Below are 23940 nucleotides of genomic sequence, written 5' to 3'. Positions count from 1 at the left end.
CATGTTATTAAAAGAAAATATTCCGGCCACCTATGTATTCGGTAAAATAAAGAAAGAACTGATCATGGTAGCCATTTATTCATCGGTTATATACTTTATACATCAGTACTATAATTTAAAAGAAATATCTATTCCCTTAGCTGTACCAACTATATTAGGTACTATTATCTCGTTGCTGTTGGCTTTTCGGTCGAACCAGGCGTATGACCGCTGGTGGGAAGCCAGACAGCTGTGGGGAGCTATAGTAAATGATTGCCGTACCTTTACCCGCCAGGTATTAACATTTGTTGATAGTAGTTACGATGGTGAAGAGAAATGGGCTCTTAAAGAACGAATTGTGAAACGCCAGATAGCCTGGTGCTATAGTTTAAGCCATCACTTGCGCAAGCAAAATTCCAAACAAAACCTGGAGGCTTATTTAACTGAGGATGATCTGAATAATATTAAGAATCTGGATCATGTGCCATTGGCTTTAAATGAGTTGCAGGGCCACGATCTGCGTACCCTGTATAAACTGGGTTGGATAAACGAATTTCAGCAGATCAACATGGATAATACCCTTACCGGTTTTGTAAACTCCATGGGTGGTTGCGAGCGTATCAAAAACACGGTATTCCCGGCTACTTACAGCGTTTATATTCACTGGTTGGTATTGTTTTTTGTGCTGCTGCTACCATTTAGCCTTATAGAGTTTTTTGGTATACTGCAGGTTCCATTGGTGATCGCTATATCATCGGCATTCTTCCTGATCGAAAAAATGGCCATCCATTTACAGGACCCATTTGAAAACATGCCTACAGATACACCAACAACTACCATAAGCCGTAAAATTGAGCACGACTTAAAACAAATGCTTAAAGACGAATTGCCTAAGGATATGGAGGCGGCCACAGTTAAGCAAGCCAGTAACCAGGCCGTGTTTTATATATTATAGTAACTAAACAACTATAAACAACCCCTGCTATCCCGGAAGGCGGCGCCAATTGGCGCCGCTTTTATTTTGTATACCAAGCCTATTGTAATTTGGTTAATGAATGTGCTATTATTTAATTACTTTGGCTAATGGGAAATTAAGTAACACCTCCCAATTATTAAAATGACTTACTGCCTGGGAATTAAGGTTAAAGAAGGATTATTAGCCATAGCCGACACACGCATAACTTCTGGTACCGATACTACGGTTAAAAAGAAGATCACCATAGAACAAAAAGACCATTTTTCGCTTTTTATCATGACAAGCGGTTTGCGGTCGGTAAGGGATAAAGCCATTACCTATTTTACAGAACAGTTAGAAAATCAGGAATTTAATAAACTGTATAAAGCCGTAAATGCTTTTGGTGAACAAGTAAAACGTGCCGCTGAAGAGGATAGGGTAGCATTGGAAAAGGCAGGCTTTAAATTTGACCTGAACACTATTATAGGCGGGCAACTTAAAGACGACCACGAGCATAAGCTTTTTTTACTTTATCCGGAAGGTAACTGGGTAGAATTGGGGCAGGGGGCACCCTATGTGGTGATAGGTAACTCGGGGCATGGCAAGGCCATTTTAAACAGGATACTGGAAGAAGATTCGAGCCTGAAACTGGCCCTTAAAACCGGCTTTCTGTCGTTTGATTCTACAAGGGTAAGCTCTAATAATGTTGATTTTCCGATTGATGTGGTGCTTTATAAAAAAGACACCTTTGAGATGGTAGAGCAGCGCTACGAGAAAAAAGATCTGGAATATATATCAACCGAATGGGCCGAGGAATTAAAAAATGGCCTTGATCATATATCCGAAGACTGGATGGATGCTGCATTTGACAAACTAAAAGAAATTAAAACAGAGAGCTGATCATATGAAATTCGATGTGTTTACCCAAATGGAATATGTAGTACGGTCGCCGGGCACATTGATATTAAACATACACGCTTTACGCACACAATACCAAACGCTGCTTAATGAGGAGTTTACGATTGAACCCTATATCAAAACAGAGGAACTGGTATCTGCCCAGGGCGAAAACCGGCTGATGCGTTTTGAAGTTGCCCAGCCGGGAACTATCAAAGTAACCTATAAGGCACTGGTGGATAATTATTATGAAATAACAGATTATTCGCAGCAGGAAGAAACGTTGGTGGCCCATCTGGATATTGCTGTACTGCCTTATCTTAATCCAAGCAGGTATTGCCAGTCAGACAAGTTATACCGTTTGGCGCATAACATGTTTGGGCATATCACCAATCCTTTTGAGCAGGTAGAAACCCTTACCGATTGGATTCATAAAAACGTGCAATACCTCAGCGGCTATAGTAACTCGCAAACATCGGCTTTTGATACTGTAACAGAACAAGCTGGCGTATGCCGTGATTTTGCACATTTGGGTATAGCCTTATGCAGGGCTTTAACTATACCTGCACGTTACTTTACCGGGTATGCCTACCATTTGAAGCCTGCTGATTTTCACGCCTGTTTTGAGGCTTACCTTGGTGGTAACTGGGTATTGTTTGATGCTACCAAACTGGTGCCATTAAATGGCCTTATCAAGATAGCCACCGGACGGGATGCTGCCGACACAGCCATAGCCAATATTTTTGGCGATATAACTTTTACCACCATGCAGGTAAGCTGTGAACTTGCCGGGGGTGAACACTTTGAACCGTTTTATTATACCAATGGTGGTTTTAAAGGGTTGTCGTATTTATAAATATTAAAGGGAAATTTGACGTCGCGGGCAGATTCGAACTGCCGTAGAAGGTTTTGCAGACCTTAACCTATCCTCTCGGTCACACGACTTGAAAAAAAACTATAAATCACTTACTAAGATGGGCGGGGGTTAAGATCTTTTTTATCTTTCTCCTTGCGGAGCAGGAATTAGCACCTTTTACATTATGCGGATGTACAGGTTGCTAAGACGTCTTTGGGCCTTTCCCTCAGTCTTTCTTGATAAGCTTAATAAAGAACTATTTGTCTGTTGACACTGCAAATATAAAAACTAATTATATAATTCCTATAGAAATAGTAGATTATTTTAAAATAATTTAGTTCGGGTTAATTTTTCATCCAGGATGATAAAAAGTCTGTTCTTAATGATGGGGTATGTGTTTATTATATATCTCTCTAACAAGTACGCAATAATTCACATATTTGCACTATGAGCAAGTTATGGCAAAAAACTACTAATGTAAATGAACTGGTAGAAAACTTTACTGTTGGCCGCGACAGAGAATTTGATGAACAAATGGCCGCTTTTGATGTGCTGGGATCATTGGCACACACCCGCATGCTTCAAAGCATAGGGCTGATGGATACCGCCGACCTTGACCTGGTTCAGCGCGAATTAAAAGCTATTTATGCTGATATTGAAAAAGGTGGTTTTACTATTGAGGATGGGGTAGAGGATGTTCATTCGCAGGTAGAAATGCTGCTTACCCAACGTATTGGTGATGCCGGAAAAAAGATCCATAGCGGCCGCTCCCGTAATGACCAGGTATTGGTTGATTTGAAACTGTTTTTCCGTAACCAGTTACAGCAGGTGGTAGAGGAAACTGAAACTTTGTTTCGTGAGTTGATAACACTAAGCGAAAAGCACAAAGATGTTTTATTGCCTGGTTATACCCATTTGCAGGTGGCTATGCCCTCGTCATTTGGTTTGTGGTTTGGCGCATATGCTGAAAGCCTGGCCGATGATCTGGAGTTGGTTTTAGCTGCTTACCGCATCACTAATAAGAATCCTTTGGGTTCTGCAGCCGGTTATGGCTCATCGTTCCCCTTAAACCGTACCCTAACTACCCAGCTGCTTGGCTTTGATAGTTTAAATTATAACGTAGTATATGCGCAGATGGGGCGTGGAAAAACCGAGAGGATCATCGCGCAAGCCATATCATCTGTTGCCGCTACATTGGCTAAAATGGCTATGGATCAGGCCTTATACCTGAGTCAGAATTTTGCCTTTGTAAGCTACCCTGATACCTTAACAACAGGCAGCAGCATTATGCCGCACAAAAAGAATCCTGATGTGTGGGAAATTATGCGTGGCAAATGTAACCGCCTGCAGGCATTGCCTAATGATGTTGCCATGATGACCACTAATTTACCATCGGGTTATCATCGCGAATTGCAATTGTTAAAAGAATTATTATTCCCGGCGTTTGCCGATCTGAAAAGCTGTTTGCATATGGCTACCTTTATGCTGCAGAATATAACTGTTAATACTGATATACTAAATGACCCTAAATATGCATACCTGTTTAGTGTAGAAGAAGTAAACCGGATGGTGCTTAGCGGCACCCCTTTCCGCGATGCTTACAAGCAAATTGGTTTGGTTATTGAGCAGGGTGATTTCAACCCGGATAAATCAGTGAATCATACCCATGAAGGCAGTATCGGTAATTTAGGAAATGAACATATCACCGCCGCATTTGATAAACTGATAGCTAATTTTGATTTTAAAAAGGTTGAAGAGGCGATAACGGAATTGGTGAAATAAAAAGAAATTGGTGAAATAATAAATGGTTGTCATGCTGAGCTTGTCTAAGCATGGTGGGAGGGCCTCTACTGTCTCCCTTCAACAAGCTCAGGGTCACAGGCTTCCTTATTTGCAAAAAGAAAAAGAGATCAACTATTATGAACGGACAAAACAGAAGCGATATTTATCCCGGCCTTGAAGTTGATATTATCCTGAAAAAAGATCAGCGTACAGGTACCCTAACGCGCGGAATTGTAAAAAGACTACTCACCAGCGCGGCTTACCATTCTCGAGGTATCAAAGTGCAGCTGGATGACGGGCAGGTAGGTCGTGTTGCCTGGATAGTAGAAGAAGATTAATTAATTCATCAATTCTACACAATTCATCGCCATATTTACTGTAAACTTTATTATGCCTGCAAATAAACCGAAAAACAAAATATGGCTGCGCATGGATGCTCACTACAGGTTGATGAGTTCGCTGGCAGTTGGGGTAATTACCGCTTTTTTTTGCTGGGGTCACTTTAGTGCCCCGGCGGTAATATTATTTACTTGGATAGCCATTGCTTTGGCAATTATAATTTTAGATTGGGTGATCATCCTTTCTTCGCACCCGGCAGAGCTACACGCGATTGCCAAAATTGAAGATTCGAGCCGGACTTTGATATTTCTGTTTGTTTTAGTCGCATCGCTGATCAGTATGCTGGCTATTTTCTTTCTTTTAAAATCTTCAAAGCAGTTATCTCCAGAAGCTGTAACAGGACATATTTTACTGGGGATGGCTTCTGTTATTATATCCTGGATACTGGTACATACAATATTTACCCTGCGTTACGCGCATATGTATTATGCAACTGATACGGATAATGATAATAAAAGAAAACCATTAGGCGGGTTGGACTTTCCAGGCGATTTAAAAGAACCTGACTACCTCGACTTTGTATATTTTTCGTTTGTTATCGGCATGACCTTCCAGGTATCTGACGTCGAAATTTCCTCACGCCAGATCCGCAGACTGGCCTGGATGCATGGTATGATATCATTTGCATTCAATACCGCTATAGTGGCGCTCAGCATCAATGTTATATCGGGCCTGGTGGCTAATTAAAACAAGGTATTTTGTGTTGTATCGATAAATTTAGGGCGAAGTATCTGCGTACCTAAAGCATTGTTAAGTTTATCAGTTACATAATCGGCCATTACAGGCGAATAGCGTTCATCATGCTGGTGCATAAAGAACCATACCGATTTTAAACCCTGTTGCTGCCATTGTTTTATACGGACAACCCATTCGTCCAAACGAGCTTCGTCTATTGCAAATTCACCATCTTTTTCTACTGTTCCTACAAAGCGGATAAAAGCGTGCGGAGTAGGCAGGTTCATATGTACCACATCACGCCTGCCCGAGGCATCAGTTATTACGGCGCCAATATCCAGATCATGCAGTAGTTTAAAAACTTTTTCACTGTTTTCCGGTACTGCAAACCATTCCTTATGCCTTAATTCTACAAATATGGGTACGTCTTTGGGTAGTTGTTCGAGGTACGCTTTTAACTCAGGAAAGCTTTTGGGTGTATAATTATCACTCAATTGCAAAAACATAGGGCCAAGTTTTTCACCAAAAGCTAAAACTCCTTCATAATAGCTGGTGGTAATATCTTCAGCATTTTTTAAGCGGCGTATATGGCTGATGCTTTGCGAAAATTTAGGGCAGAACTTAAAATCGGGGTTACTATCGGCCTTTGCTTTCCATTTAGCAATGATATCAGGCCCGTAAACATTATAGAAGGTGGCATTAAGCTCAATACAGTCAAAATGTTTAACATATTCATCCAAAAAGTTGGCTTCTTTGGTTTTGGAAGGATAGATCTGGCCAACCCACTCTTTTCGGCCCCATTTGGCGCAGCCTACATGTACCTGTAATGGCTGATTGTTTTTAGCAGCTTTTAAGGTACTTACCGTTAATTCAGTATCAGCTGGAAGCGTAAAATCAACGCTTGCTAATTCTTCCGGGGCTACGCGTCCAAATTCCATGTACTTATATTTAGTTTAAATGGGTTGATTAAGTTTATAAAAGTATAATTTATTTAAAATACCTAAGCTATTTATCAACTTTATCTCGAGTTAAGCAAACAGATCAGGCTTAAAAACTGGGGGAATCCTTTTTTTAGAAGCCTGTTCATACGCATAGCCCAGTTTAATGATGTCACCCTCTTTGTAAGCGGTACTAAAAAACGAAAGACCAACCGGTAAGCCATGTGCCAAACCCATGGGCACAGTTATATGCGGATAACCGGCTTTGGCGGCAGGGCCGGAAAATGAAAACCCATTATCATAATCGCCGTTAACCAGGTCAATGCAACCTGCAGGCCCGTTAGTTGGGCCAATAATGGCATCCAGTTTATTATCGGTCAATATTTTATCAATTACACTGCGTGTGCCCTCGCTGGTTTGTTTTAGTGCATCAAGATATTCCGGAGTTTTTAAATCGCCTTTGGTTTGCGCAAGCTCCAATGTTTCCTGTTGAAAAAAGGGCATAGCCTTGACTTTATTTTGCTTATTAAAGGCAATTACATCTGCAAGAGTTTTAGTTTTGCTGTTAGCATTGGCTAAGTATTGATTTAAGCCATCTTTAAACTCGTACAACAATACGGTAAACTCACCTTTGCTTACATTTTTCAGCGCTTTGTATAATTCAACTTCAACTATGATAGCGCCCTTACTTTTGAGCAGTTCAACGGCCTCCTTCAGTAAGGCTACAACGGATGGTCTGCTGTATTCAAATGTCGATTTTTCAATACCCAGGCGTTTGCCCTGTAGTCCGTTTAAATCCAGAAATTTGGTGTAATCGGCTTCTGCTTTTCCCTTGCTGTTCAGGGTGAAGTTATCCTGTGCATCTATAGCGGCCAAGGCGCCTAAAAGTATAGCGGCATCTTTAACCGTACGTGTCATGGGGCCGGCGGTATCCTGAGTTTTTGAAATAGGGATAATGCCTGTACGACTCCACAAGCCTACGGTAGGTTTAAGCCCAACCAGGCCATTTACTGATGAAGGTGATACGATAGAGCCATCAGTCTCCGTACCGATAGCCACGGTGCATAAATTAGCTGCCGCGGCCGAGCCTGAACCGGCACTTGAACCGCTTGGATTGCGATCAAGAATATAAGGGCATTTGGTTTGCCCGCCCCGGCTGCTCCAAGCGCTGGTAGAATGGTCGGAACGAAAATTGGCCCACTCGCTCAAATTTGTTTTGCCCAGCAATACCGCACCTGCTTCTCGCAGTTTATGCACAATAAAAGCATCCTGCTTGGCAAAGTTATCGGCCAATGCTAATGAGCCGGCTGTGGTGTGCATATTGTCGCCGGTGTTGATATTGTCTTTGATTAGTACCGGGATACCGTGAAGCGGTCCGCGTATTTTGCCTTTTGAACGTTCCTTATCCATGGCATCAGCCATATTGAGTGCATCTTTGTTCAGTTCAATAACTGAATTTAGTTTAGGGCCATTCTTATCAATGGTATCAATTCGCTTAAGGTAAAGTTCTGTTAACTGGCGGGAGGTGTATTGTTTGGCCTGCATTTTTTGCTGCAGATCGGTTATGGTAGCTTCTGAAAGTTCAAATTTGTCATCATATGGCTCTGAGGCGCTCTCATCAGCCTGTTTTTGAGCTGATGGCTGACCACAGGCAATCACGGATGAGATGGTTAAACCTGCCAATGAACCTGTTTTAAGAAAATTTCTTCTGTGCATAACCGCAATACTTTTTTTTACTACAATTAACAAAATATTTGTCTTATTATATCTGCCTGAAAACAAAAAATCTATCAAACCTAATATTAGTGTGGGCTAATATTAGGTTTGATAGATCATCAATGAATGGATAAATATTATTTCTTTTTCAGCGCTTGTGCTATGGCTTTTTCTGCCAACGGTTCCATCACTTTATAGCCTGCCAGGTTGGGATGTACGCCATCGGCCGATAATGATTTGGGTAAACCTTTATTTTCATCGGCCATTGCTGTAAAATAATCAAGATATACCAAGCGATTTTTATCAGCATAATCTTTTATCATGGCGTTAAGTTTAACAACTTTTTCAGCAGGCTCTAAACCCGGGCGCCACGGAAAATCAAATGCCGGTAATACTGATGACAACACTACTTTTATTCCTGCATCCTTAGCCAATACAGCCATTGATTGTATGTTGCCAAAAACATCTTCCAGCTTTATTGGGCCATTGTTTTGAGCAATATCATTGATACCAGCCAATATAACCACCACTGCTGGCTTTAAATTAATAACATCGTCACGAAAGCGTACCAGCATTTGGGTAGTAGTTTGTCCGCTTATACCACGATCGTAGTAAGGTTTACCCGCGAAAAAAGAAGGATCGCTGTTGATCCAAAAATCGGTAATGGAGTCGCCCATGTACACCACGCTTTTTGAATTTGTGGTGGGCTGAGCTATTACAGTACTGTTGTCGGCCTCGAAACGCTTAATATTTGCCCAGTCTTTGTGAAATGCTTCGTCTTGTTTTTTACGTTTAATTTCAGCCTCGTCGTCTTTAGTGGTTTGTGGTGTGGTTTGGGCCTTAACACCTGCAGTAAAAAGTGCAAGGAATAGGAAAGTTAATTTTAGTTTCATATGTATGGGTATAATTGATAGCTAAATGTATTACATAATTACAATAAATAAAAGCATTTAGCAGATGTGTTATAAAAAGGTTACTTGTTTTTATAGTGTAATAATCAGGATAGAATTTAAGAGCACCCACTTTACAGCCACCTATTTTCGTTATATTCATAATCTGATTTTAATGTAATGATGCCGGTTAAAATAAGTAAAGTGTTTTTTGTTAATGCACTGCTGGCATTGTTTCTGTCGTGCGGTAAACAGCACCAGGTTTTTGAAAGTAATTGTAACGAAGGTGTCACCTTTAAAAAGGTTGATTTTGCAGAATTGACCAGTCACCTTGAGAAGTACGACAAACAGTATGTAGAGGTTACCGGAAAATACATAGAGGGTTATGAGCAATCGGCCTTATTTAATGATAGCCTTTTTGCTGATCATTCATTAAAAAAGGCCCTGTGGGTTAATTTTAGCCAGGATTGCCCATTATACTTAACCGGAACAAGAATTGGCCTGTTTGAGTATAACAATGGGACTTTTACCCAAATCAATAAAAGCTTTATTACGATAAAAGGAAAGGTCAATGTACGTAATACCGGCTACTTAAATAAATACAGAGGTACATTGGATAAAGTAAGCTTTATCAAACTGTGATTTGATTGGAAAATTAGGCAAATCACTATACTCGGCTTCCAAAAAATATTTTTTATTTCTCTTCGGATTATTTTTATTAAACAATAATTAATAATTAAAACAATGGTTAATAAATTATTGTTCTTATATTAGCGATTATAACAAATAATCTATTAAATGGCCGAAGATATTCTGGGTAATATTTTAAAAAGAAAAATTATAATGGAGAATTTAAAAAGAGATGTAAAGCTTGTTGCTATCGGCAAATGTTTTAAGCATGTTAACTGTGATATGTTCGTCACCAGTAGCGGCACTTAAAGGTGAACTAAGGTATCCTTCAATGTCTTGTAAGGTTTCTGAATTTATAGATGCAAAACCCATAGTCCAGTCGGGGAAGTTTCTTTGATCTATTTTACCGGTGGCCAGCTTAATAATATTTTTATGCCGTGTGTCCTGTTCAATAAAACTGTAAATGAGGTTAACGCTATCGGCTTCACCTTCTATAACTTGCATAAAGGTGCCTTCGCAGTATAACAGCATTCCCGTAACACCATATTTTTCGTTTTTGTCGCGTGCAACGTTAAGTAAATCTACCAATTCCAATTCAGTCAACAGCGTATCAGCTGTGCTCACATAAACAATATATTCCATTCAGCAGGGGCTTGATATCCGCACGGGATATAAATACTATTCCCCACAACGGATGCCCGCAAATATTGTTTTTTTCTAAACGAAAATAATTCAGTTTATTGTAAAATGTTAAACACCAGGGTTGTGTCCCCGATTTTAAACTGTGATTTTTAAGCCATCATAGGCAAGCTCAATATTAGCCGGAAGCTCTTTTGAAATGTCAAAATGTTTGCCCAAACGGTGGCTAATGTGTGTAAGATATGTTTTTTCGGCACCAATTTCATCGGCAAAGGCAATGGCTTCGGCCAGCGTAAAGTGTGATATATGGGTTTGTTTTTGAAGCGCATTGATCACGAGCGTTTTTGTACCTCTGATCTTTTCTTTCTCGCTTTCAGAAACCGTTTTGGCATCTGTAATATAAGTGAAATCCTTTATTCTGAAACCTAATATGGGCAGCTTATAATGCATCACCTCAATTGGCGTAAACTTCACACTGCCTATATTAAATGAGGTAGTATCAATCGGATGCACTACAACCTGTGGTATGCCTGGATAGCCGGTGCCATCAAAAATATAAGGAAACTCACGAATGAGGGCTTTTCGCACGCGGGCATCAGCATAAACATCCACCGGGCTGTTTTGCTTGTAATTAAACGCCCTTATATCATCCATACCGGCAATATGGTCTTTATGTTCGTGGGTAAATACAATAGCATCCAGGTGCTTTACTCCGGCTCTCAGCATTTGGTACCTGAAATCAGGCCCTGAATCAATAACTATTGTTTTATCTGCAGCTTCTATTAAAATGGAGGTGCGCAGGCGTTTATCCTGAGTATCGGTAGAGGTGCATATCTCACATCCACAGGCAATAACAGGCACACCCTGTGAAGTTCCGGTTCCTAAAAATGTTATGGTCACAGCTGCAGTTTAGTTTGTTTAATTTCCTGCAAAAATGCAACCTGCTTATCATCAAACAGTTTATAATCTACCTCAAGGTCACGTAAAAGCTCCACAATGGCCAGTATCTTACTCTCCAGATTTGAGAAACGGTTAATCATCACCATACGGCTATTGAGTAATAAACATGAGCCGGTTTTAAAATTGCCCTTTTCATACCGTACACGGTACCCTGCCGATTTTAGCAGCAATTCCAGTTTTTCGAGTGTATGATTAGTAGCGGGCAACATCAATTCCAAAATTAGCAAAAGTATACGTAATTGCACTTTGAATTTCCTGAATTTTAAAAAAGCTGACGCTGGGATTGCTTGAATTAATGATGTGCATATGCTTATATTTAATTAACCATTTGTCCTAAAACACAGTATCATGAAAAAGCTTCTTTTACTTATACTGAGCATAGCATTATGCACCGCTGCTTTTGCACAACAAGCCAAAACCTATGCCGAGCGGCTCGGCTGGCCCAAAGGTGCCCGCGTTATTATTTTACATGTAGACGATGCAGGCATGTCGCACGATTCAAACGAGGGTGTGGAAAAAGCATTAACCGAAGGTACAGCCACATCAACAAGCGTAATGATGCCATGCGCCTGGGTGCCGGAAATTAAACAGTTTTTGGATAAACACCCAACCATTGATGCTGGTTTGCATTTAACCTTAACCTCGGAGTGGGATAATTACAGATGGGGCCCTTTGGCGGGTAAGACAGCCGTACCTGGTTTAACAGATAAACAGGGGTGTCTTTGGCCTTCGGTAGAGGCAGTATATTTCAGGGCTACTGCAGATGAAATTGAAAAAGAGATTCGTGCGCAACTTGACCGTGCAATAAGCATGGGTTTTAAACCAACACATCTCGACTCGCATATGGGTACGCTGTTTGCCAAAGAGTCATTTATGGAGCGATACATTAAATTGGGTATTGAAAAACAGATACCGATCATGTTTCCCGGCGGCGATGATCTTTTTTACCGGGCAGAGGCCAGGGCTGCCACCATAGCCAGTTTAAAAAAACAAGGTAAATATACCGAAGGCATGCAAATACCAGACCCTTTTGAGTTGAACGATGCAAAGGAGATCGGTACCAGGATATGGAAAGGAGGCTTGCCCGTGTTAGACGATCTGCATAATTCAAGCTATGACTGGCAAATGCCCGATATTGAAAAAAAGACGGATAAGGAAATACAGCAGTGGTACACCGATCATTATATAGAAAGCATCGGGCGGCTTTCGCCTGGTCTTACTATGGTTATTATGCACTGCACCCAGCCTTCAGCAACATTTAAATATATTTCCGATACCGGCCAAAAACGAAAAGGTGATCTGCTGGCCATGACGGATCCGAGATTAAAAGCATTTCTGGCGAAGCAGGGATTTATATTAACTACCTGGCGCGAAGTAATGGAACGCCGCGTAAAAGTGGGTAACGCAGAGTAATTAAATATGTTAGAAATTAATGGATGAGGTTAATTATCGTGCCCGGCTATCTTTTTTTGCACCAACCGATATTTACCTGATTTAATGAGCTTTTGCTGCTCGGCCGAAAATGATTCGCGCCCGCCAAAATCCTGTACCCAGTAGTTTTTGTACATGGCTGCGCCAACCTCTCTAAAATCCGGGTTCATCAGGTTTAAACAATGGCCTTCGCTTTTAAACCAGCCATCCATAACTTCGCCAATGCTTTCCTGTCCGGAGGCAATGTTTTCGCCAATGGCATAGCTTTTAAAGCCCTTGTATGTATAACCGGCATTCAGAATCCAATCGCCCATACTGCGGCCGTCTTTACTGATCTGGTCAAAATAATTTCGTTTAGCCATGTCCTTAGCATGTTCAGCTGCGGCATCTTCCAAATCATTGTTCCAGGTTATGGGTGGGGCAGGGGGCATATAACGGGCACCGCAATTGCAGCCTTTTTGTCTTGTTGAATTGATGCGGTTTAAAAATTCGGCTTTAAATTGTCGGTCGCTTTGCGCATGTGCGCTGTAAGATGTAAATAAAACGGTCAGCGTAAAAATAACTTTAACAATCAACTTCCTCATATCCCCATAGACAGATTTACCCGCAGGTAGTTTAATTTAAACTCATCAGCCATACATGGAACGTTATAAGCGTGGTTTTCTTATGTGCATGCGCCATCGGCCCGGCCTTCGCCGTTTGTAATAGATTACAATAGCTATAGCCATCAATATCATACCTGTTATAAGTATTACAATGAAGCTATTCGTTTGATTGAGTTTGGCTTGGAGGTCTTTTTGCTTTTGGAGATATATACTTTTTTTTTGACGATGATGGAATCCTTTTTCCTCATTTGGATTGAATCACGGGCAGCCAAACGAGCCAGGCTATCTACTTGGGCCTTATGTATACTATCATCTATCTCTTCGTGCCGCTTTATAGCGAGAGATGCTTTAGTAAATTCCTTCATTTGACGGTAAAGCCCGGCATAACCCAATTGAACATCCGATTCATTTTTGGGCTTTTTGCTTTTTATGGCGAGTTTCAATGCCTCATTTAAATCGGCCTGGGCCATTTTATAATCTTCCATATCACCTTTAATGGCTGAGAGTTCAATCAGAGAGGCGATAATATTCGGGACGTCTTTGCGTATGCGTGAAATAGAATTGGATTGAAGAATGAACCATTTGGCCTGAATATATTTACGCTGCAAACGGTAAATTTTCGACAGATTATTATAACAGGTACGTAGGCCAAGGGAATCTTCAAGATTGGAGTAAATGTGTAACCCCAGCATGGTATAATTCAACGCCTCCAACTGGTTAAGGAATTTTAAGCGCCTGCTGCTGATGCTGTCATTTTTTAATAAGTACTGATCTGCAATCGCTATATATACGGGACCTTTTAGTGAATCGCTGGTGATCTGTAGTTTTTGTTTGAGGCTATCCAATTTATCAGCATGTGCCGACAATTGGAACATAGTTAGCAAAATAAATAAGCTAAGGAAAAGTTTCTTCATGTATAGATTATCGAACGTTCGGCTAATTCCATAATCATAGTCAAATAGTGTGCCTGTTTATTGCTTAATAGACAGCGGGAAACAACAATACAAGGTTTTTGTGTGTTTTATTAAGAAATTGTGATTTAAATGGTGAATTTATGAGTAGTTGCTATCCAACCCTCGTCATTTTTCAACCTTGCAGAATTTAATTAATATAGCAAACTGTATAGTAATCAGGATATAACGCGCTCGTAGCTGTTAATAAAGTTTTGCAGCGATTTTACCTTGTTAATCAGTAAATTAAACAGCGCAATTCCTATGCTGGCACACAATATACCTGCCATTACATCCAGTACATAATGATGACTTGCATATACAGCCGTAAACCATATACCAACCATAACTATCGCGAAAATTATATTAACAAGTCCCAAGCGGTTTTTGATACCGTAATACACCACAATAACCGGGTAGGAGGAATGCAGTGACGGCATAGCCGCAAACACATTTGATCCCTTGGTGTATATGGATTTAAAGATGCCCGCGTGAAAGTAATTGTCAAAACGGGCAAGGCCGGCTGTATTGCCTGCTGTTAACGGAGTAAAGGCAAAGCCGTGATACTGAATATACCATGGCGGTGCAGCCGGAAATACATAATAAACAACAAAGCCCAACAGGTTAACCAACACAAAAGTGAGCGAAAAATAAAGGAACTGCCGTTTATTTTTAAAAAACAAAAACGCTGCAAAGCCAAGTGGAACGGGAATCCAGCATAGATAAAAGATCCCAGTAATTACATCTACAGCTGTTTTGCTGTGCAGTTTCCAATATTCGTTTGGGGTAACCCTAATGCCATTGTCATTTATACCGAATAAGTGCTTTTCGAGATTATAAAGGTCGGCTATGTGAACTGTGTTGAAGTTGTAATTGGGAAAAGCCTTCATGAAATCAAATATCACCCAGTAAATAATAAATATGGTAAAGCCCAATATAAATTTACGGGTGATGGCCGATGCATAGAACAGCACATTGAATATAAGTACCAATGTAACCTGGTCAGACTTAAAGCCGATCAAAAAGCGCGAAAGTAGTAAATAGGCTATTGAAAAGAGCGAAACAATCAGTATCGTTTTTGTATTAATTGTCAGGTTGTTTTTCCCAGTACTATCCACAGTTATTTTTTTAAGAAACCTGAACGGAAAATTTTATCCCAAAACGGAGAGCTCACCCCATAACCTTTTTCAGGATCCTGATAGTGGTGCAGCATGTGATGCTGTTTTATTTTTTTGAACAGGCCGCTTTTAAAGTTAAAATGATGCATTGCATAGTGCGATATATCATAAAACAAATAGCCTAATATAAAGCCAGGGAAAAATCCCCAGATATAATTTACAGGTAACAAGGCTTTAAATAAGAAGAAAAAGCCGGTAGCCAGTGGTATACTTAATGATGGCGGCAATACAAGGCGTTTAGCATCGCTTGGGTAATCATGATGTACGCCATGCATAATAAAGTGCAGCCTTTGTGCCCAGGCCCAGTTTTCGTTTGGTTTATAATGAAAAACAAAACGGTGCATGATGTATTCTACAATTGTCCAGATGAACAGGCCTGCAATAAATAACCCAATGTATAGTAAAAAATCAACGCCGGCTTCAAAAAAAGATTTATAGGTGCAATATAAAATTACCGGAACAAAAATGTACAATGGTACTGTATAGTGTACTTTTGATAAAACCTCTAAAAAGTCGCTTTTAAACATTCTCACAGACTCCTGTGAATTGGAGACATAATTCTTTTTCATAGCATATCAGGTTTTAAAATGTTTAACTATTTCTCTGCCTGTTATTTATCTGTTTAGTATATGAGTAATAACTGCCCGTGATTCAAGTAAAAACAAGGGCACAATTTTAATAAAGATCTCTTGAACTGTAAATACCTTTATCTAATTGTTACGAAGATATGATATTTTAAGCTTTGGTCCTGAGTTAATATTCAGGTGCTGCCTTTTACTTATCTTTTAAAGTGTTCTTTTTCGGCTCTCTCAGCTTCTATTAAAACTCTTTTAGCTTCCCTTAACCTGTTAAAAGCAGTAATGTTAGTTAGCACGGCAAGTATTACCAATGGTATGGTAAATATGGAAATGGTTTCAAATACATGAAATTTGATGCCCGGTACAAACAGTTTGTAATTACCTCCAATATACTGCGCTACAATTCCGCTCATGGCTGCACAAAGGCCTATGGTAACTACACGTTCTGGTCTTTGCATTAAGCCTCCCTTAACTTCAACGCCCAACCCTTCGGCGCGGGCCCTTACGTAGCTAACCATCATTGAGCCAATTAAAGCAACGAACGCTGCAATAGAGCTTAAAAAATAATGGTGGGCAACCAGGTAGTAACATATACCCAAAAACATGATCAGTTCACTGTACCTGTCAAGTACAGAATCATAAAGAGCACCAAAGGTTGATTTCATGTTACCCAGGCGGGCTACCTGCCCGTCGAGCATATCAAACAGGCCTGCAAATAAAATTAGGCCTCCGGCCCAACCGACATAGCTCAAGTCGCCTCGGTTACCTTCTTCAGCGCCTAAAATGAATATCGCGGCTACGCCCACATTTAATACAAAGCCTATTGATGTAACCGCGTTAGGGGTTAAACCAACTTTGATCAATATTTTTACAAAGGGATCAATAACCTTATAAATACCTAATTGAAGGTTTGTTCTTATTGATGTTTGCTGTTCCATTTTCTTGTAATTATTATGATATACAAAGTTAAAAATCAAATTTAACCCTCACACGGATACCGTCTTTTGGCACCTCAGGATGGTCTAAATAATTGAATCTCCTTACATAATCAATCCGTATAAATTTAAATATATTTTCGATACCAACACTGCCTTCTGTGTAAGGAGTATTATTCAGTGTGTAGGTAATTGGGGCACCCTTACCATCAAGAGGAAGCTGGTACAAATCAGGATGTAACGCAGGGTTGTTCCTGTTGCTTAAACCTCCGTAAAGTATTTTTGCCGAAAACACTTCGCGCCATTTTAACTTTTTAAGCAATGGCACTTTATTGAAAAAGAAGCCACTAAAGTGATGGTCAATCCTAAAGCTTTCATAATGATCACTTACAAACTCCAAAAAGTTCATGAGGTTGTATGAATCAATATCATAGGCATAAGTTTGGTTGGCCTGGTGAATAGTTAACAATGGGAATGGCACCGAACCGAAAATTTTACCGGCAGCAAAGCTAAGATCAGAATAGCCTAATTGCGACAAATATAAGCGTTTATCAACCCTGAAATCAAGTTTTTGATAGTTGTACTGGCCATTAAACAGATTTTTAACGCCAGCGGCGTAATCAAGTTCAAGTGTAGGGTATTTATTAGGGATAGGGATCCTGTAAATTTTACCCTGGTAAAACTCTTCATGTGGTGACCAGCGAATGGTTCCAGTTAGTTCAGTAGTGGTTAAATCTTTTACCACATTTGGCTGGCCGTTTAAAGTATTGTTAAAGTATAGTGAACCGGCCGGCGCTTGTTTCCAGTTTTTAAAACCAGCACTGAAAGATAAGTGGTTTTCGAGCTCGTGTACGTAATCAAACTTGTAAAAATCGTTATACAGGAATTTATCATTTACACCACGTTTAAAGGATAGCAAGAAGTTATCTTCCTGAACAAACTGCAGGTTTGCCCCGGGTATTTTGGTGTCTTTTTGATAGCTGGCCCTGATATAATTCTGCGGAAATTTGTAAATAGACTTCTTATTAAGCGAATAAGTAGCGCTTAGAAAATACTTCCATTTTTCGTCTTTAAAACCATAAGCAGCGTACGTTTCAAAATAATAGCGTTTGCTTAACTCAGGAGTAGTACGGCCACCGATCCTTAACCTTAAACCTTCAACAGGATTAAAGCTGTAAAATGTATTGGCAGGGCCTATTTCAAACTTTCCAAAACCTTTATAACCTGCAAGTAACAAGGTGGCAATATCCATGGTACGTTTGTACGATGGCATATTTCTGAGGCTGTCTACATTCTTATAAACCTTTGATTCGGCCGTGGTCAACGTATCCAAACGATTGCGTTCCCAGAATTCAGCAGGCCTGGTTTTGGCCTCATCCTGTGATTCTTCACTTTGTTTGGTGTATGCTGTATCGGGCCGCGGTTGGTTAACTATGTAGTTTTTGTAGGTAATTGTACGCACCCCAAGCAGGCCGCTTTTTCCTTCCTTTTTGGTGGCACCAAACTCAGCAATAGTATTGCTGCGGCTCAGGTGGTAGCGGTTATCAGGATTTTGTTCAAAATCAAGATCAACCTCCATAGAGCGTATGAAGTTGATATTGATGTGTTTGTTAATCTTTAATACCGCTTTTTGTACCGCGTAATTACCATCAAGGGTAACATATATCATACCTTCAAATAGCACATCATTATCATTACGCGGGGTAAAGCTTAACTCAACCAGTTTTTGGTTTTTAGCATCAGTAATGGTGTCTGTAATGAAGAATTTGTAATAGTTAGGAGAGTTATTTGATATCGGGCTTAAAAACTGGCTGGTGATCAAAAATATGTCATTGCCATAAATGTCAACCTTATTGTAAAGGTGTTTAAAGTATTGTTTAACACCTTCATTATCAACAGCAGGGCCAAAGTTTACACCACGTTGTCCTATTACAACCTCGCGTGTTTTTTCTGGTTCTTTGCGGTAGTAATTTTGAGAGAGCCTTTCGTCAAGATAGATCGGTAATATAGATTTTCCCGGCAAAATTGTGCTGTCACGGTTATCTATAATGAACTTGTATTTTTTGAAGAACTTACGGTCAGAAAACTGAGCTGATACGTTGATGAAACCGAACATCATTTTATCATATTCGCGATATTCAACGTAATTATAAGCCTCAGGGCGGTTCTTTTCCTTGTTTTCAATAACCTTACGGATCAGTTCAACCGCAGGGTTATCTTTATTACGATATTTAGGCTTTTTACCCGATTTGATAACAACCTCATTTAACTGTTTTGCGGCGGGGAAAAGTTTAACGTTTATGACTTGTTCTTTACCGGGCTCAACTGCTAAAAACGCATCTTTATAACCCAGGAATGAAATTTTTATTTGTTTATAGGATTGATTGGTGGTAGAAAGGCGGTATCTCCCATTATTATCGGTGGTAACGCCAGTTGTGGTACCAGTAAAAGCAACTACAACAAAAGGAAGGGTTTGTCTGTTGCTTGCATCAGTAACTACGCCTGTAATAACAGTATTTTGCGCAAATAATGACGAAGCAGAAAAAAAGAGTATTAAAGAAAATAAACCTTTGTAGAAATTTTTAAAATTCATGTACTTTATGCAATTATGCAAATACAAACACCTTGTTTGACCTAAACCCTTATTATCTGTAGCCAATTATTAATTCAAAGCACAGATCACATCACACTTCATCCAGCCTGATATTTTAACCAACATACCTATGCAGCAATAACATTAAACGCTGTTTTTGCATCGGCATAACTATCCCTTCAGCTTGTAACTGCGCTTCAAAGGTAGAAAAATTTATTACAGACTAATGTGGTCAAAAAGTCAAATATTCCCTATGGCAAGCATGCTAATTGCATTGCCAGCAAATATTTACTCTTAAATTATATTGGCCTGTAAACAGCCATGATCTGTTTGTTTTATCGTTTTTTTTAGGATTCTTATTTTGCCTGATGTGTTAAAATATTGATTTATAGATTGATTTAAAAATGTGATTGGGTTAATGCGTAATGAAAATTAATGTTTAAACAGGTAATTGTAAAATACGTTATAACATAACGATTTGGAGATGTAATTATCAAAACGATAGGTTATCAGTTAAAAAACAATAATAGCAAAAAAACTAACGGGTTGTATATAAAGAAATCTATATACAACCCATTAGTTTTTATAATCAGGAATTATTATGCTTCGGCAAAAGCTTCTTCATAGTAATCAAGCCCCAGGTGGGTGATCAGATCTTCGCCCATAAGGTAACGCAGGGTGTTCTCCAATTTGATCAGTTGTTTAAATATATCATTCTCCGGTTGCAGGCCAGCGGCTGTTTGCGGTGATTTCAGATAGAAAGATAACCATTCCTGGATACCACTCATGTTGGCTCTCTTGGCCAGATCGCAGAATAAGGCCAGATCAAGTGCGATTGGAGCAGCTAAGATAGAATCGCGGCAAAGAAAATTGATCTTGATCTGCATTTTATAACCTAACCAACCAAAAATGTCAATATTGTCCCAGCTTTCTTTATTATCGCCGTGAGGAGGATAGTAGTTGATACGAATCTTGTGGTAGATGTTGCCGTAAAGTTCCTGGTTGTCTTCAGGCTTAAATATATCTTCCAATACACCCAGCTTTGAAACCTCTTTAGTTTTAAAGTTGTCTGGATCGTCTAACACCAAACCATCACGGTTACCTAATATATTTGTTGAGAACCAGCCATGAACGCCTAAAGAACGTGCTGCCAGCCCAGGCGCCAATATGGTTTTCATCAGGGTTTGTCCGGTTTTAAAATCTTTGCCGGCAATTGGAGTTTGTGTTTCTTTAGATAATTCAATCAATGCCGGAATATCTACCGTTAAGTTAGGGGCGCCATTTGCAAAGGGTACGCCTAATTTTAAGGCCGCGTAAGCGTATATCATGCTTGGGGCAATTAGTTTATCATCATCAATTAAAGCTTGCTCAAAAGCAGCCAAACTTTGGTGAATAGCTGATGCTTCATAATAGATCTCAGTTGATCCGCACCAAATTAAAACAACACGGTCTAAACCATTTTCTTCTTTAAAGTTTTGGATGTCTTCCATCACCTGTTGGGCCAGTTCATAACGTGTACCCTGTTTTACGTGAGTTCCGTTCAGGTTTTTTGCATAATTTTTATCAAATGCGGCTTTCATAGGCTTTATAGCTTCTAACTGTGGCTTAACGGCATTTAATAAAGCTGGTTCAAGCACTTGTGCATTTGCAGCAGCTTCGTAAACGTTATCTTCATAAACATCCCAGCCACCAAAAACAATATCATTTGGGTTAGCCAAAGGAACAAAATCTTTAATTTTTGGATGACGGTTTTCTGTTCTTTTACCTAAACGGATATGGCCCATTTGGGTAAGTGAACCAATTGGTTGTGAAATACCTTTTTTTACTGCTTCAACTCCGGCAATGAGGGTAGTTGCAACTGCTCCTAAACCAGGAATCAGGATACCCAGTTTTCCCTGGGCAGGCGAAATTTTCATTTTCATTGTACTTGTTTTTATTTTAATTATTGAGGCTTAAGCAAAGGAGCTTTATGCCTGGGATTTACATATTTGCATTTTTAATATTAAGTTACTTAAACGTTTAAGTAACTGGAGAAAAAGAAAGGATTCTATTATGTACTAAGGTATAATTAATATTACTTAAACGTTTAAGTAAATTGGTAAATTGAATAGATCTTTCGTTTTTCATTACATTAATTTTATTTGTTTATTGTGGTTAAAGCCATTTATTGGCCTTATACCATATTAGTGTTTCCGTTAAACCTGCCTGGAGGTTGTATGCCGGATAAAAGCAGAGCTCTGCCTTTGCCTTTTCATTATCGCATGACCAGTTAACGGCCATCAATTCATCAATCTTTTCAATATTAACTACAGCGGCTTTATTTCTCAAAGAACTTACTTTTTCTGATATAGCCGCAATTATTTTTACAAAATTTACAGGCAAATGAAACTTTAATGTTTTAAGACTAAGTACCTGTTTGGTAATATTTCCCAGTTCGTACCTGCTGTAAAAGTTACCATCGCTCAGATTATAAGTTTCATTTTGCCCCTCATATAAGGCCTTAATTGCCGCATTCGCGACATCTTTTACATATATGAAGCTAAGTTTTTGCTGGTTATTACCTATATAAGGTTCAATACCTTTTACCAGCTGTTTAAAAAATATAAATATACCGGTATCTCTTGGCCCATAAACGGCTGTAGGGCGCAATATAGTATAGCTGATGTTTTTAACTGTCCTCAACTGTTCTTCGGCCAGTAGTTTGCTGCGTCCGTAAGCTGTAACAGGGTGGGGGATGGTGGCTTCGGTAATTATACCATCTAAACTTTTAAGCGGGCCAATAGCGGCAAGGCTGCCAATGAGTACAAATTTTTTGAAATTACCGCGAACCTCAGCTGCTGCAAATGCCAACCTATGAGTGTTAGCAGCATTTATATCATCATACTCAGCCTGTGAACGGGCAGATGTAACGCCGGCAGCATGAATAATATAATCGGCATTAATATCAGTAAGCTGCTGTTTTAGGGCAGAAGGGTTTTTATAATCAAGGTTTATATACCTGATATCTAAATGTTTCAGATGATCAGTTTGGCTGTTGCCTCGCACGGCTGCATAAACTTCCAGATTATTGTGCAATGCTGCTTCAACCAAATGATACCCTACAAAACCGCTTGCGCCGGTTATTAAAACCCGCTCCTTCATATTTGCTTTTCGTATAGCCTGTATTTTTTATACGGGTTACCGTTTATAGCTTCAATGGCACGGTTTACCATATCATTGTGTTCAAGGGTCCATCCGGCTTCGGCTTGTTTCATGCCTTTCCTTTTGTACTCTTTAATAATGGTACCATATAAACAGGCTTCAATGCCCATTTTACGATAGCCCTCAATAACGCCCAGCGCGTATATGCGCAAACTTTGTATTTTTTTGCGGCCAAACAGCAATTTGAAAATACCTGTTGGCAGTAAACGGCCGCGTTTAATTTTCTGAAATATCTCGTTATAATTTGGCAGTGCTAAACCAAAGGCAACTATTTTACCTTCTTGCTCGGCAACCAATGCAAAATCTGGATCAAGGATCAATTTAAGATCTTTGGCCAGGTAATCAAATTCATCATCAGATAATGGCACAAAACCTTCGTTATGATCCCATGCTGAGTTATAAACCTCCCGTAGTTTTTCGGCCTCTTCTTTAAACTTTTTCAGGTTGATGGTGCGGATCACTATATTGCTTCGTTTTAGCCTTTCTTCTAAAGCATTTAACAGCCTTACCGATTTATCGTCATAACTTTTATCGTCCCAGTGCCAGGCAATCAGGTCAACATTTTTTACAAAACCAAGTCCGTCAATTAAATCGGCATAATAGGGGGCATTGTAAGTCTGCATCAAAAATGGAGGACTGTCAAAACCTTCAACTAATAAACCGCAGGGCTCATTGGTTGAAAAATTAACAGGACCTATAAACTTACCGGCAATTCCTTTTTGCTTGAGCCAGTCGGCCGCTGTTTTAAAAAGAATGGCAGCAACTTCTTTGTTATCTATGCAGTCAAAAAAACCGAAGAAACCATCATTGGCGTTGTTGAACTTGTTATGAGCGTTGTTGAGTATAGCTGCTATGCGCCCAATAATTTTATCCCCTTCATAAGCTAAAAACGGTTGTACTGTATTGTGCTTATGAAAAGGGTGAATGGTAAGCAGATCCCTTTGAGCGATAAACAATTCCGGAACATAGTTAGGATCATGTTCATACAAATCATGCGGAAAATCAATAAATGAGGCTAATTCCTTTTTAGAACTAACTGTTACAATTTTTATCATGAGTGGTATTATAAAATGGAGTAAAGCAAAAAGGGTATAAACTTAAAGGCCCGCGGGCAACAGCATAAAACTGCTTGCACGCGGGCATCTTTTTTATA

At 39.6% G+C, this 23940-nt stretch carries 23 protein-coding genes and 1 riboswitch; of the genes, 8 read left to right on the top strand and 15 right to left on the bottom strand.

Features of this window, described 5'->3' with window-relative positions:
- The first annotated feature begins 1 nt into the window (after nucleotide 1).
- From QWZ01_RS11980 to QWZ01_RS11955, 6 genes are all read left to right on the top strand, one after another.
- Nucleotides 2–934 carry a bestrophin family protein gene (locus QWZ01_RS11980; RefSeq protein WP_290323568.1) on the top strand — a complete coding sequence of 311 codons (933 nt, stop codon included), beginning with the start codon at nucleotides 2–4 and terminating at the stop codon, nucleotides 932–934.
- 162 nt (nucleotides 935–1096) lie between these two features.
- Entirely contained in the window at nucleotides 1097–1834 is a 738-nt protein-coding gene (locus tag QWZ01_RS11975) for a proteasome-type protease (RefSeq protein WP_290323567.1), read from the top strand.
- A 4-nt stretch (nucleotides 1835–1838) separates the two neighbouring features.
- Nucleotides 1839–2687 carry a transglutaminase-like domain-containing protein gene (locus QWZ01_RS11970; protein ID WP_290323566.1) on the top strand — a complete coding sequence of 283 codons (849 nt, stop codon included), beginning with the start codon at nucleotides 1839–1841 and terminating at the stop codon, nucleotides 2685–2687.
- Between the two features lie 138 nt (nucleotides 2688–2825).
- Nucleotides 2826–2933, bottom strand: a riboswitch (SAM riboswitch).
- Nucleotides 2934–3134: 201 nt separating this feature from the next.
- Complete coding sequence (argH, locus tag QWZ01_RS11965; RefSeq protein ID WP_290323565.1) at nucleotides 3135–4469, top strand: argininosuccinate lyase; 1335 nt, start codon at nucleotides 3135–3137, stop codon at nucleotides 4467–4469.
- Nucleotides 4470–4606: 137 nt separating this feature from the next.
- Nucleotides 4607–4807, top strand: a complete 201-nt coding sequence (locus QWZ01_RS11960; protein WP_290323564.1) for a YwbE family protein — start codon at nucleotides 4607–4609, stop codon at nucleotides 4805–4807.
- A gap of 52 nt (nucleotides 4808–4859) precedes the next feature.
- Nucleotides 4860–5555 carry a DUF1345 domain-containing protein gene (locus tag QWZ01_RS11955; RefSeq protein WP_290323563.1) on the top strand — a complete coding sequence of 232 codons (696 nt, stop codon included), beginning with the start codon at nucleotides 4860–4862 and terminating at the stop codon, nucleotides 5553–5555.
- Here the strand turns inward: QWZ01_RS11955 and QWZ01_RS11950 are convergent.
- The 3 genes from QWZ01_RS11950 to QWZ01_RS11940 all read right to left on the bottom strand — a co-directional run bounded on the left by QWZ01_RS11950 (nucleotide 5552) and on the right by QWZ01_RS11940 (nucleotide 9090).
- A complete protein-coding gene (locus QWZ01_RS11950; protein ID WP_290323562.1) occupies nucleotides 5552–6481 on the bottom strand; it encodes a DUF72 domain-containing protein in 930 nt (309 codons plus the stop codon). The genes QWZ01_RS11955 and QWZ01_RS11950 overlap by 4 nt on opposite strands.
- Nucleotides 6482–6571: 90 nt before the next feature.
- A complete protein-coding gene (locus QWZ01_RS11945) occupies nucleotides 6572–8197 on the bottom strand; it encodes an amidase (RefSeq protein ID WP_290323561.1) in 1626 nt (541 codons plus the stop codon).
- A gap of 137 nt (nucleotides 8198–8334) precedes the next feature.
- A complete protein-coding gene (locus QWZ01_RS11940) occupies nucleotides 8335–9090 on the bottom strand; it encodes an SGNH/GDSL hydrolase family protein (RefSeq protein ID WP_290323560.1) in 756 nt (251 codons plus the stop codon).
- A gap of 177 nt (nucleotides 9091–9267) precedes the next feature.
- Between QWZ01_RS11940 and QWZ01_RS11935 the strand changes: the two genes are divergently transcribed.
- Nucleotides 9268–9729, top strand: coding sequence for a hypothetical protein (locus QWZ01_RS11935; protein WP_290323559.1), 462 nt, complete (start codon nucleotides 9268–9270; stop codon nucleotides 9727–9729).
- Between the two features lie 210 nt (nucleotides 9730–9939).
- Here QWZ01_RS11935 and QWZ01_RS11930 read toward each other — a convergent pair whose 3' ends face one another.
- The 3 genes from QWZ01_RS11930 to QWZ01_RS11920 all read right to left on the bottom strand — a co-directional run bounded on the left by QWZ01_RS11930 (nucleotide 9940) and on the right by QWZ01_RS11920 (nucleotide 11525).
- Nucleotides 9940–10359 (bottom strand): BLUF domain-containing protein, encoded by a 420-nt coding sequence (locus QWZ01_RS11930; RefSeq protein ID WP_290323558.1) that lies wholly within the window; start codon nucleotides 10357–10359, stop codon nucleotides 9940–9942.
- A gap of 135 nt (nucleotides 10360–10494) precedes the next feature.
- The gene (locus QWZ01_RS11925; protein WP_290323557.1) at nucleotides 10495–11256 is read right to left on the bottom strand and encodes an MBL fold metallo-hydrolase; all 762 of its coding nucleotides are present in this window, start codon (nucleotides 11254–11256) and stop codon (nucleotides 10495–10497) included.
- On the bottom strand, nucleotides 11253–11525 hold the full coding sequence (locus QWZ01_RS11920; RefSeq protein WP_290323556.1) for a hypothetical protein: 273 nt from the start codon (nucleotides 11523–11525) through the stop codon (nucleotides 11253–11255). The genes QWZ01_RS11925 and QWZ01_RS11920 overlap by 4 nt, the downstream gene beginning before the upstream one ends.
- A 139-nt stretch (nucleotides 11526–11664) precedes the next feature.
- Here QWZ01_RS11920 and QWZ01_RS11915 point away from each other — a divergent pair, with 139 nt between their 5' ends.
- On the top strand, nucleotides 11665–12729 hold the full coding sequence (locus tag QWZ01_RS11915; protein ID WP_290323555.1) for a polysaccharide deacetylase family protein: 1065 nt from the start codon (nucleotides 11665–11667) through the stop codon (nucleotides 12727–12729).
- A gap of 29 nt (nucleotides 12730–12758) precedes the next feature.
- Here QWZ01_RS11915 and QWZ01_RS11910 read toward each other — a convergent pair whose 3' ends face one another.
- The 9 genes from QWZ01_RS11910 to QWZ01_RS11870 form a co-directional block, all read right to left on the bottom strand.
- A complete protein-coding gene (locus QWZ01_RS11910) occupies nucleotides 12759–13331 on the bottom strand; it encodes a CAP domain-containing protein (RefSeq protein ID WP_290323554.1) in 573 nt (190 codons plus the stop codon).
- A gap of 167 nt (nucleotides 13332–13498) precedes the next feature.
- The gene (locus tag QWZ01_RS11905; protein ID WP_290323553.1) at nucleotides 13499–14266 is read right to left on the bottom strand and encodes a hypothetical protein; all 768 of its coding nucleotides are present in this window, start codon (nucleotides 14264–14266) and stop codon (nucleotides 13499–13501) included.
- Nucleotides 14267–14481: 215 nt separating this feature from the next.
- On the bottom strand, nucleotides 14482–15420 hold the full coding sequence (locus QWZ01_RS11900; protein WP_290323552.1) for a phosphatase PAP2 family protein: 939 nt from the start codon (nucleotides 15418–15420) through the stop codon (nucleotides 14482–14484).
- A gap of 2 nt (nucleotides 15421–15422) precedes the next feature.
- Complete coding sequence (locus QWZ01_RS11895; protein WP_290323551.1) at nucleotides 15423–16049, bottom strand: sterol desaturase family protein; 627 nt, start codon at nucleotides 16047–16049, stop codon at nucleotides 15423–15425.
- A 209-nt stretch (nucleotides 16050–16258) separates the two neighbouring features.
- Nucleotides 16259–16996 carry a CDP-alcohol phosphatidyltransferase family protein gene (locus QWZ01_RS11890; RefSeq protein ID WP_290323550.1) on the bottom strand — a complete coding sequence of 246 codons (738 nt, stop codon included), beginning with the start codon at nucleotides 16994–16996 and terminating at the stop codon, nucleotides 16259–16261.
- Nucleotides 16997–17024: 28 nt separating this feature from the next.
- On the bottom strand, nucleotides 17025–19586 hold the full coding sequence (locus QWZ01_RS11885) for a DUF5686 family protein (protein WP_290323549.1): 2562 nt from the start codon (nucleotides 19584–19586) through the stop codon (nucleotides 17025–17027).
- A gap of 599 nt (nucleotides 19587–20185) precedes the next feature.
- Nucleotides 20186–21508 (bottom strand): inositol-3-phosphate synthase, encoded by a 1323-nt coding sequence (locus QWZ01_RS11880; protein ID WP_290323548.1) that lies wholly within the window; start codon nucleotides 21506–21508, stop codon nucleotides 20186–20188.
- Between the two features lie 232 nt (nucleotides 21509–21740).
- Nucleotides 21741–22727 (bottom strand): NAD-dependent epimerase/dehydratase family protein, encoded by a 987-nt coding sequence (locus QWZ01_RS11875; protein ID WP_290323547.1) that lies wholly within the window; start codon nucleotides 22725–22727, stop codon nucleotides 21741–21743.
- On the bottom strand, nucleotides 22724–23842 hold the full coding sequence (locus tag QWZ01_RS11870) for a GNAT family N-acetyltransferase (RefSeq protein WP_290323546.1): 1119 nt from the start codon (nucleotides 23840–23842) through the stop codon (nucleotides 22724–22726). Before QWZ01_RS11870 ends, QWZ01_RS11875 begins: the two co-directional genes overlap by 4 nt.
- Between the last annotated feature and the right edge of the window lie 98 nt (nucleotides 23843–23940).

The sequence above is a fragment of the Mucilaginibacter aquaedulcis genome (assembly GCF_030409325.1).
Lineage (GTDB): Bacteria > Bacteroidota > Bacteroidia > Sphingobacteriales > Sphingobacteriaceae > Mucilaginibacter > Mucilaginibacter aquaedulcis.
This window is presented reverse-complemented; position numbering and strand designations above follow the sequence as displayed.

What these genes read in the sequence shown, in the direction of transcription:
- QWZ01_RS11980 (WP_290323568.1), top strand. Translation starts at nt 2, where the DNA reads ATGTTATTAAAAGAAAATATTCCGGCCACCTATGTATTCGGTAAAATA.
- QWZ01_RS11975 (WP_290323567.1), top strand. Translation starts at nt 1,097, where the DNA reads ATGACTTACTGCCTGGGAATTAAGGTTAAAGAAGGATTATTAGCCATA.
- QWZ01_RS11970 (WP_290323566.1), top strand. Translation starts at nt 1,839, where the DNA reads ATGAAATTCGATGTGTTTACCCAAATGGAATATGTAGTACGGTCGCCG.
- argH (WP_290323565.1), top strand. Translation starts at nt 3,135, where the DNA reads ATGAGCAAGTTATGGCAAAAAACTACTAATGTAAATGAACTGGTAGAA.
- QWZ01_RS11960 (WP_290323564.1), top strand. Translation starts at nt 4,607, where the DNA reads ATGAACGGACAAAACAGAAGCGATATTTATCCCGGCCTTGAAGTTGAT.
- QWZ01_RS11955 (WP_290323563.1), top strand. Translation starts at nt 4,860, where the DNA reads ATGCCTGCAAATAAACCGAAAAACAAAATATGGCTGCGCATGGATGCT.
- QWZ01_RS11950 (WP_290323562.1), bottom strand. Translation starts at nt 6,481, where the DNA reads ATGGAATTTGGACGCGTAGCCCCGGAAGAATTAGCAAGCGTTGATTTT.
- QWZ01_RS11945 (WP_290323561.1), bottom strand. Translation starts at nt 8,197, where the DNA reads ATGCACAGAAGAAATTTTCTTAAAACAGGTTCATTGGCAGGTTTAACC.
- QWZ01_RS11940 (WP_290323560.1), bottom strand. Translation starts at nt 9,090, where the DNA reads ATGAAACTAAAATTAACTTTCCTATTCCTTGCACTTTTTACTGCAGGT.
- QWZ01_RS11935 (WP_290323559.1), top strand. Translation starts at nt 9,268, where the DNA reads ATGATGCCGGTTAAAATAAGTAAAGTGTTTTTTGTTAATGCACTGCTG.
- QWZ01_RS11930 (WP_290323558.1), bottom strand. Translation starts at nt 10,359, where the DNA reads ATGGAATATATTGTTTATGTGAGCACAGCTGATACGCTGTTGACTGAA.
- QWZ01_RS11920 (WP_290323556.1), bottom strand. Translation starts at nt 11,525, where the DNA reads ATGTTGCCCGCTACTAATCATACACTCGAAAAACTGGAATTGCTGCTA.
- QWZ01_RS11915 (WP_290323555.1), top strand. Translation starts at nt 11,665, where the DNA reads ATGAAAAAGCTTCTTTTACTTATACTGAGCATAGCATTATGCACCGCT.
- QWZ01_RS11910 (WP_290323554.1), bottom strand. Translation starts at nt 13,331, where the DNA reads ATGAGGAAGTTGATTGTTAAAGTTATTTTTACGCTGACCGTTTTATTT.
- QWZ01_RS11905 (WP_290323553.1), bottom strand. Translation starts at nt 14,266, where the DNA reads ATGAAGAAACTTTTCCTTAGCTTATTTATTTTGCTAACTATGTTCCAA.
- QWZ01_RS11895 (WP_290323551.1), bottom strand. Translation starts at nt 16,049, where the DNA reads ATGAAAAAGAATTATGTCTCCAATTCACAGGAGTCTGTGAGAATGTTT.
- QWZ01_RS11890 (WP_290323550.1), bottom strand. Translation starts at nt 16,996, where the DNA reads ATGGAACAGCAAACATCAATAAGAACAAACCTTCAATTAGGTATTTAT.
- QWZ01_RS11885 (WP_290323549.1), bottom strand. Translation starts at nt 19,586, where the DNA reads ATGAATTTTAAAAATTTCTACAAAGGTTTATTTTCTTTAATACTCTTT.
- QWZ01_RS11880 (WP_290323548.1), bottom strand. Translation starts at nt 21,508, where the DNA reads ATGAAAATGAAAATTTCGCCTGCCCAGGGAAAACTGGGTATCCTGATT.
- QWZ01_RS11875 (WP_290323547.1), bottom strand. Translation starts at nt 22,727, where the DNA reads ATGAAGGAGCGGGTTTTAATAACCGGCGCAAGCGGTTTTGTAGGGTAT.
- QWZ01_RS11870 (WP_290323546.1), bottom strand. Translation starts at nt 23,842, where the DNA reads ATGATAAAAATTGTAACAGTTAGTTCTAAAAAGGAATTAGCCTCATTT.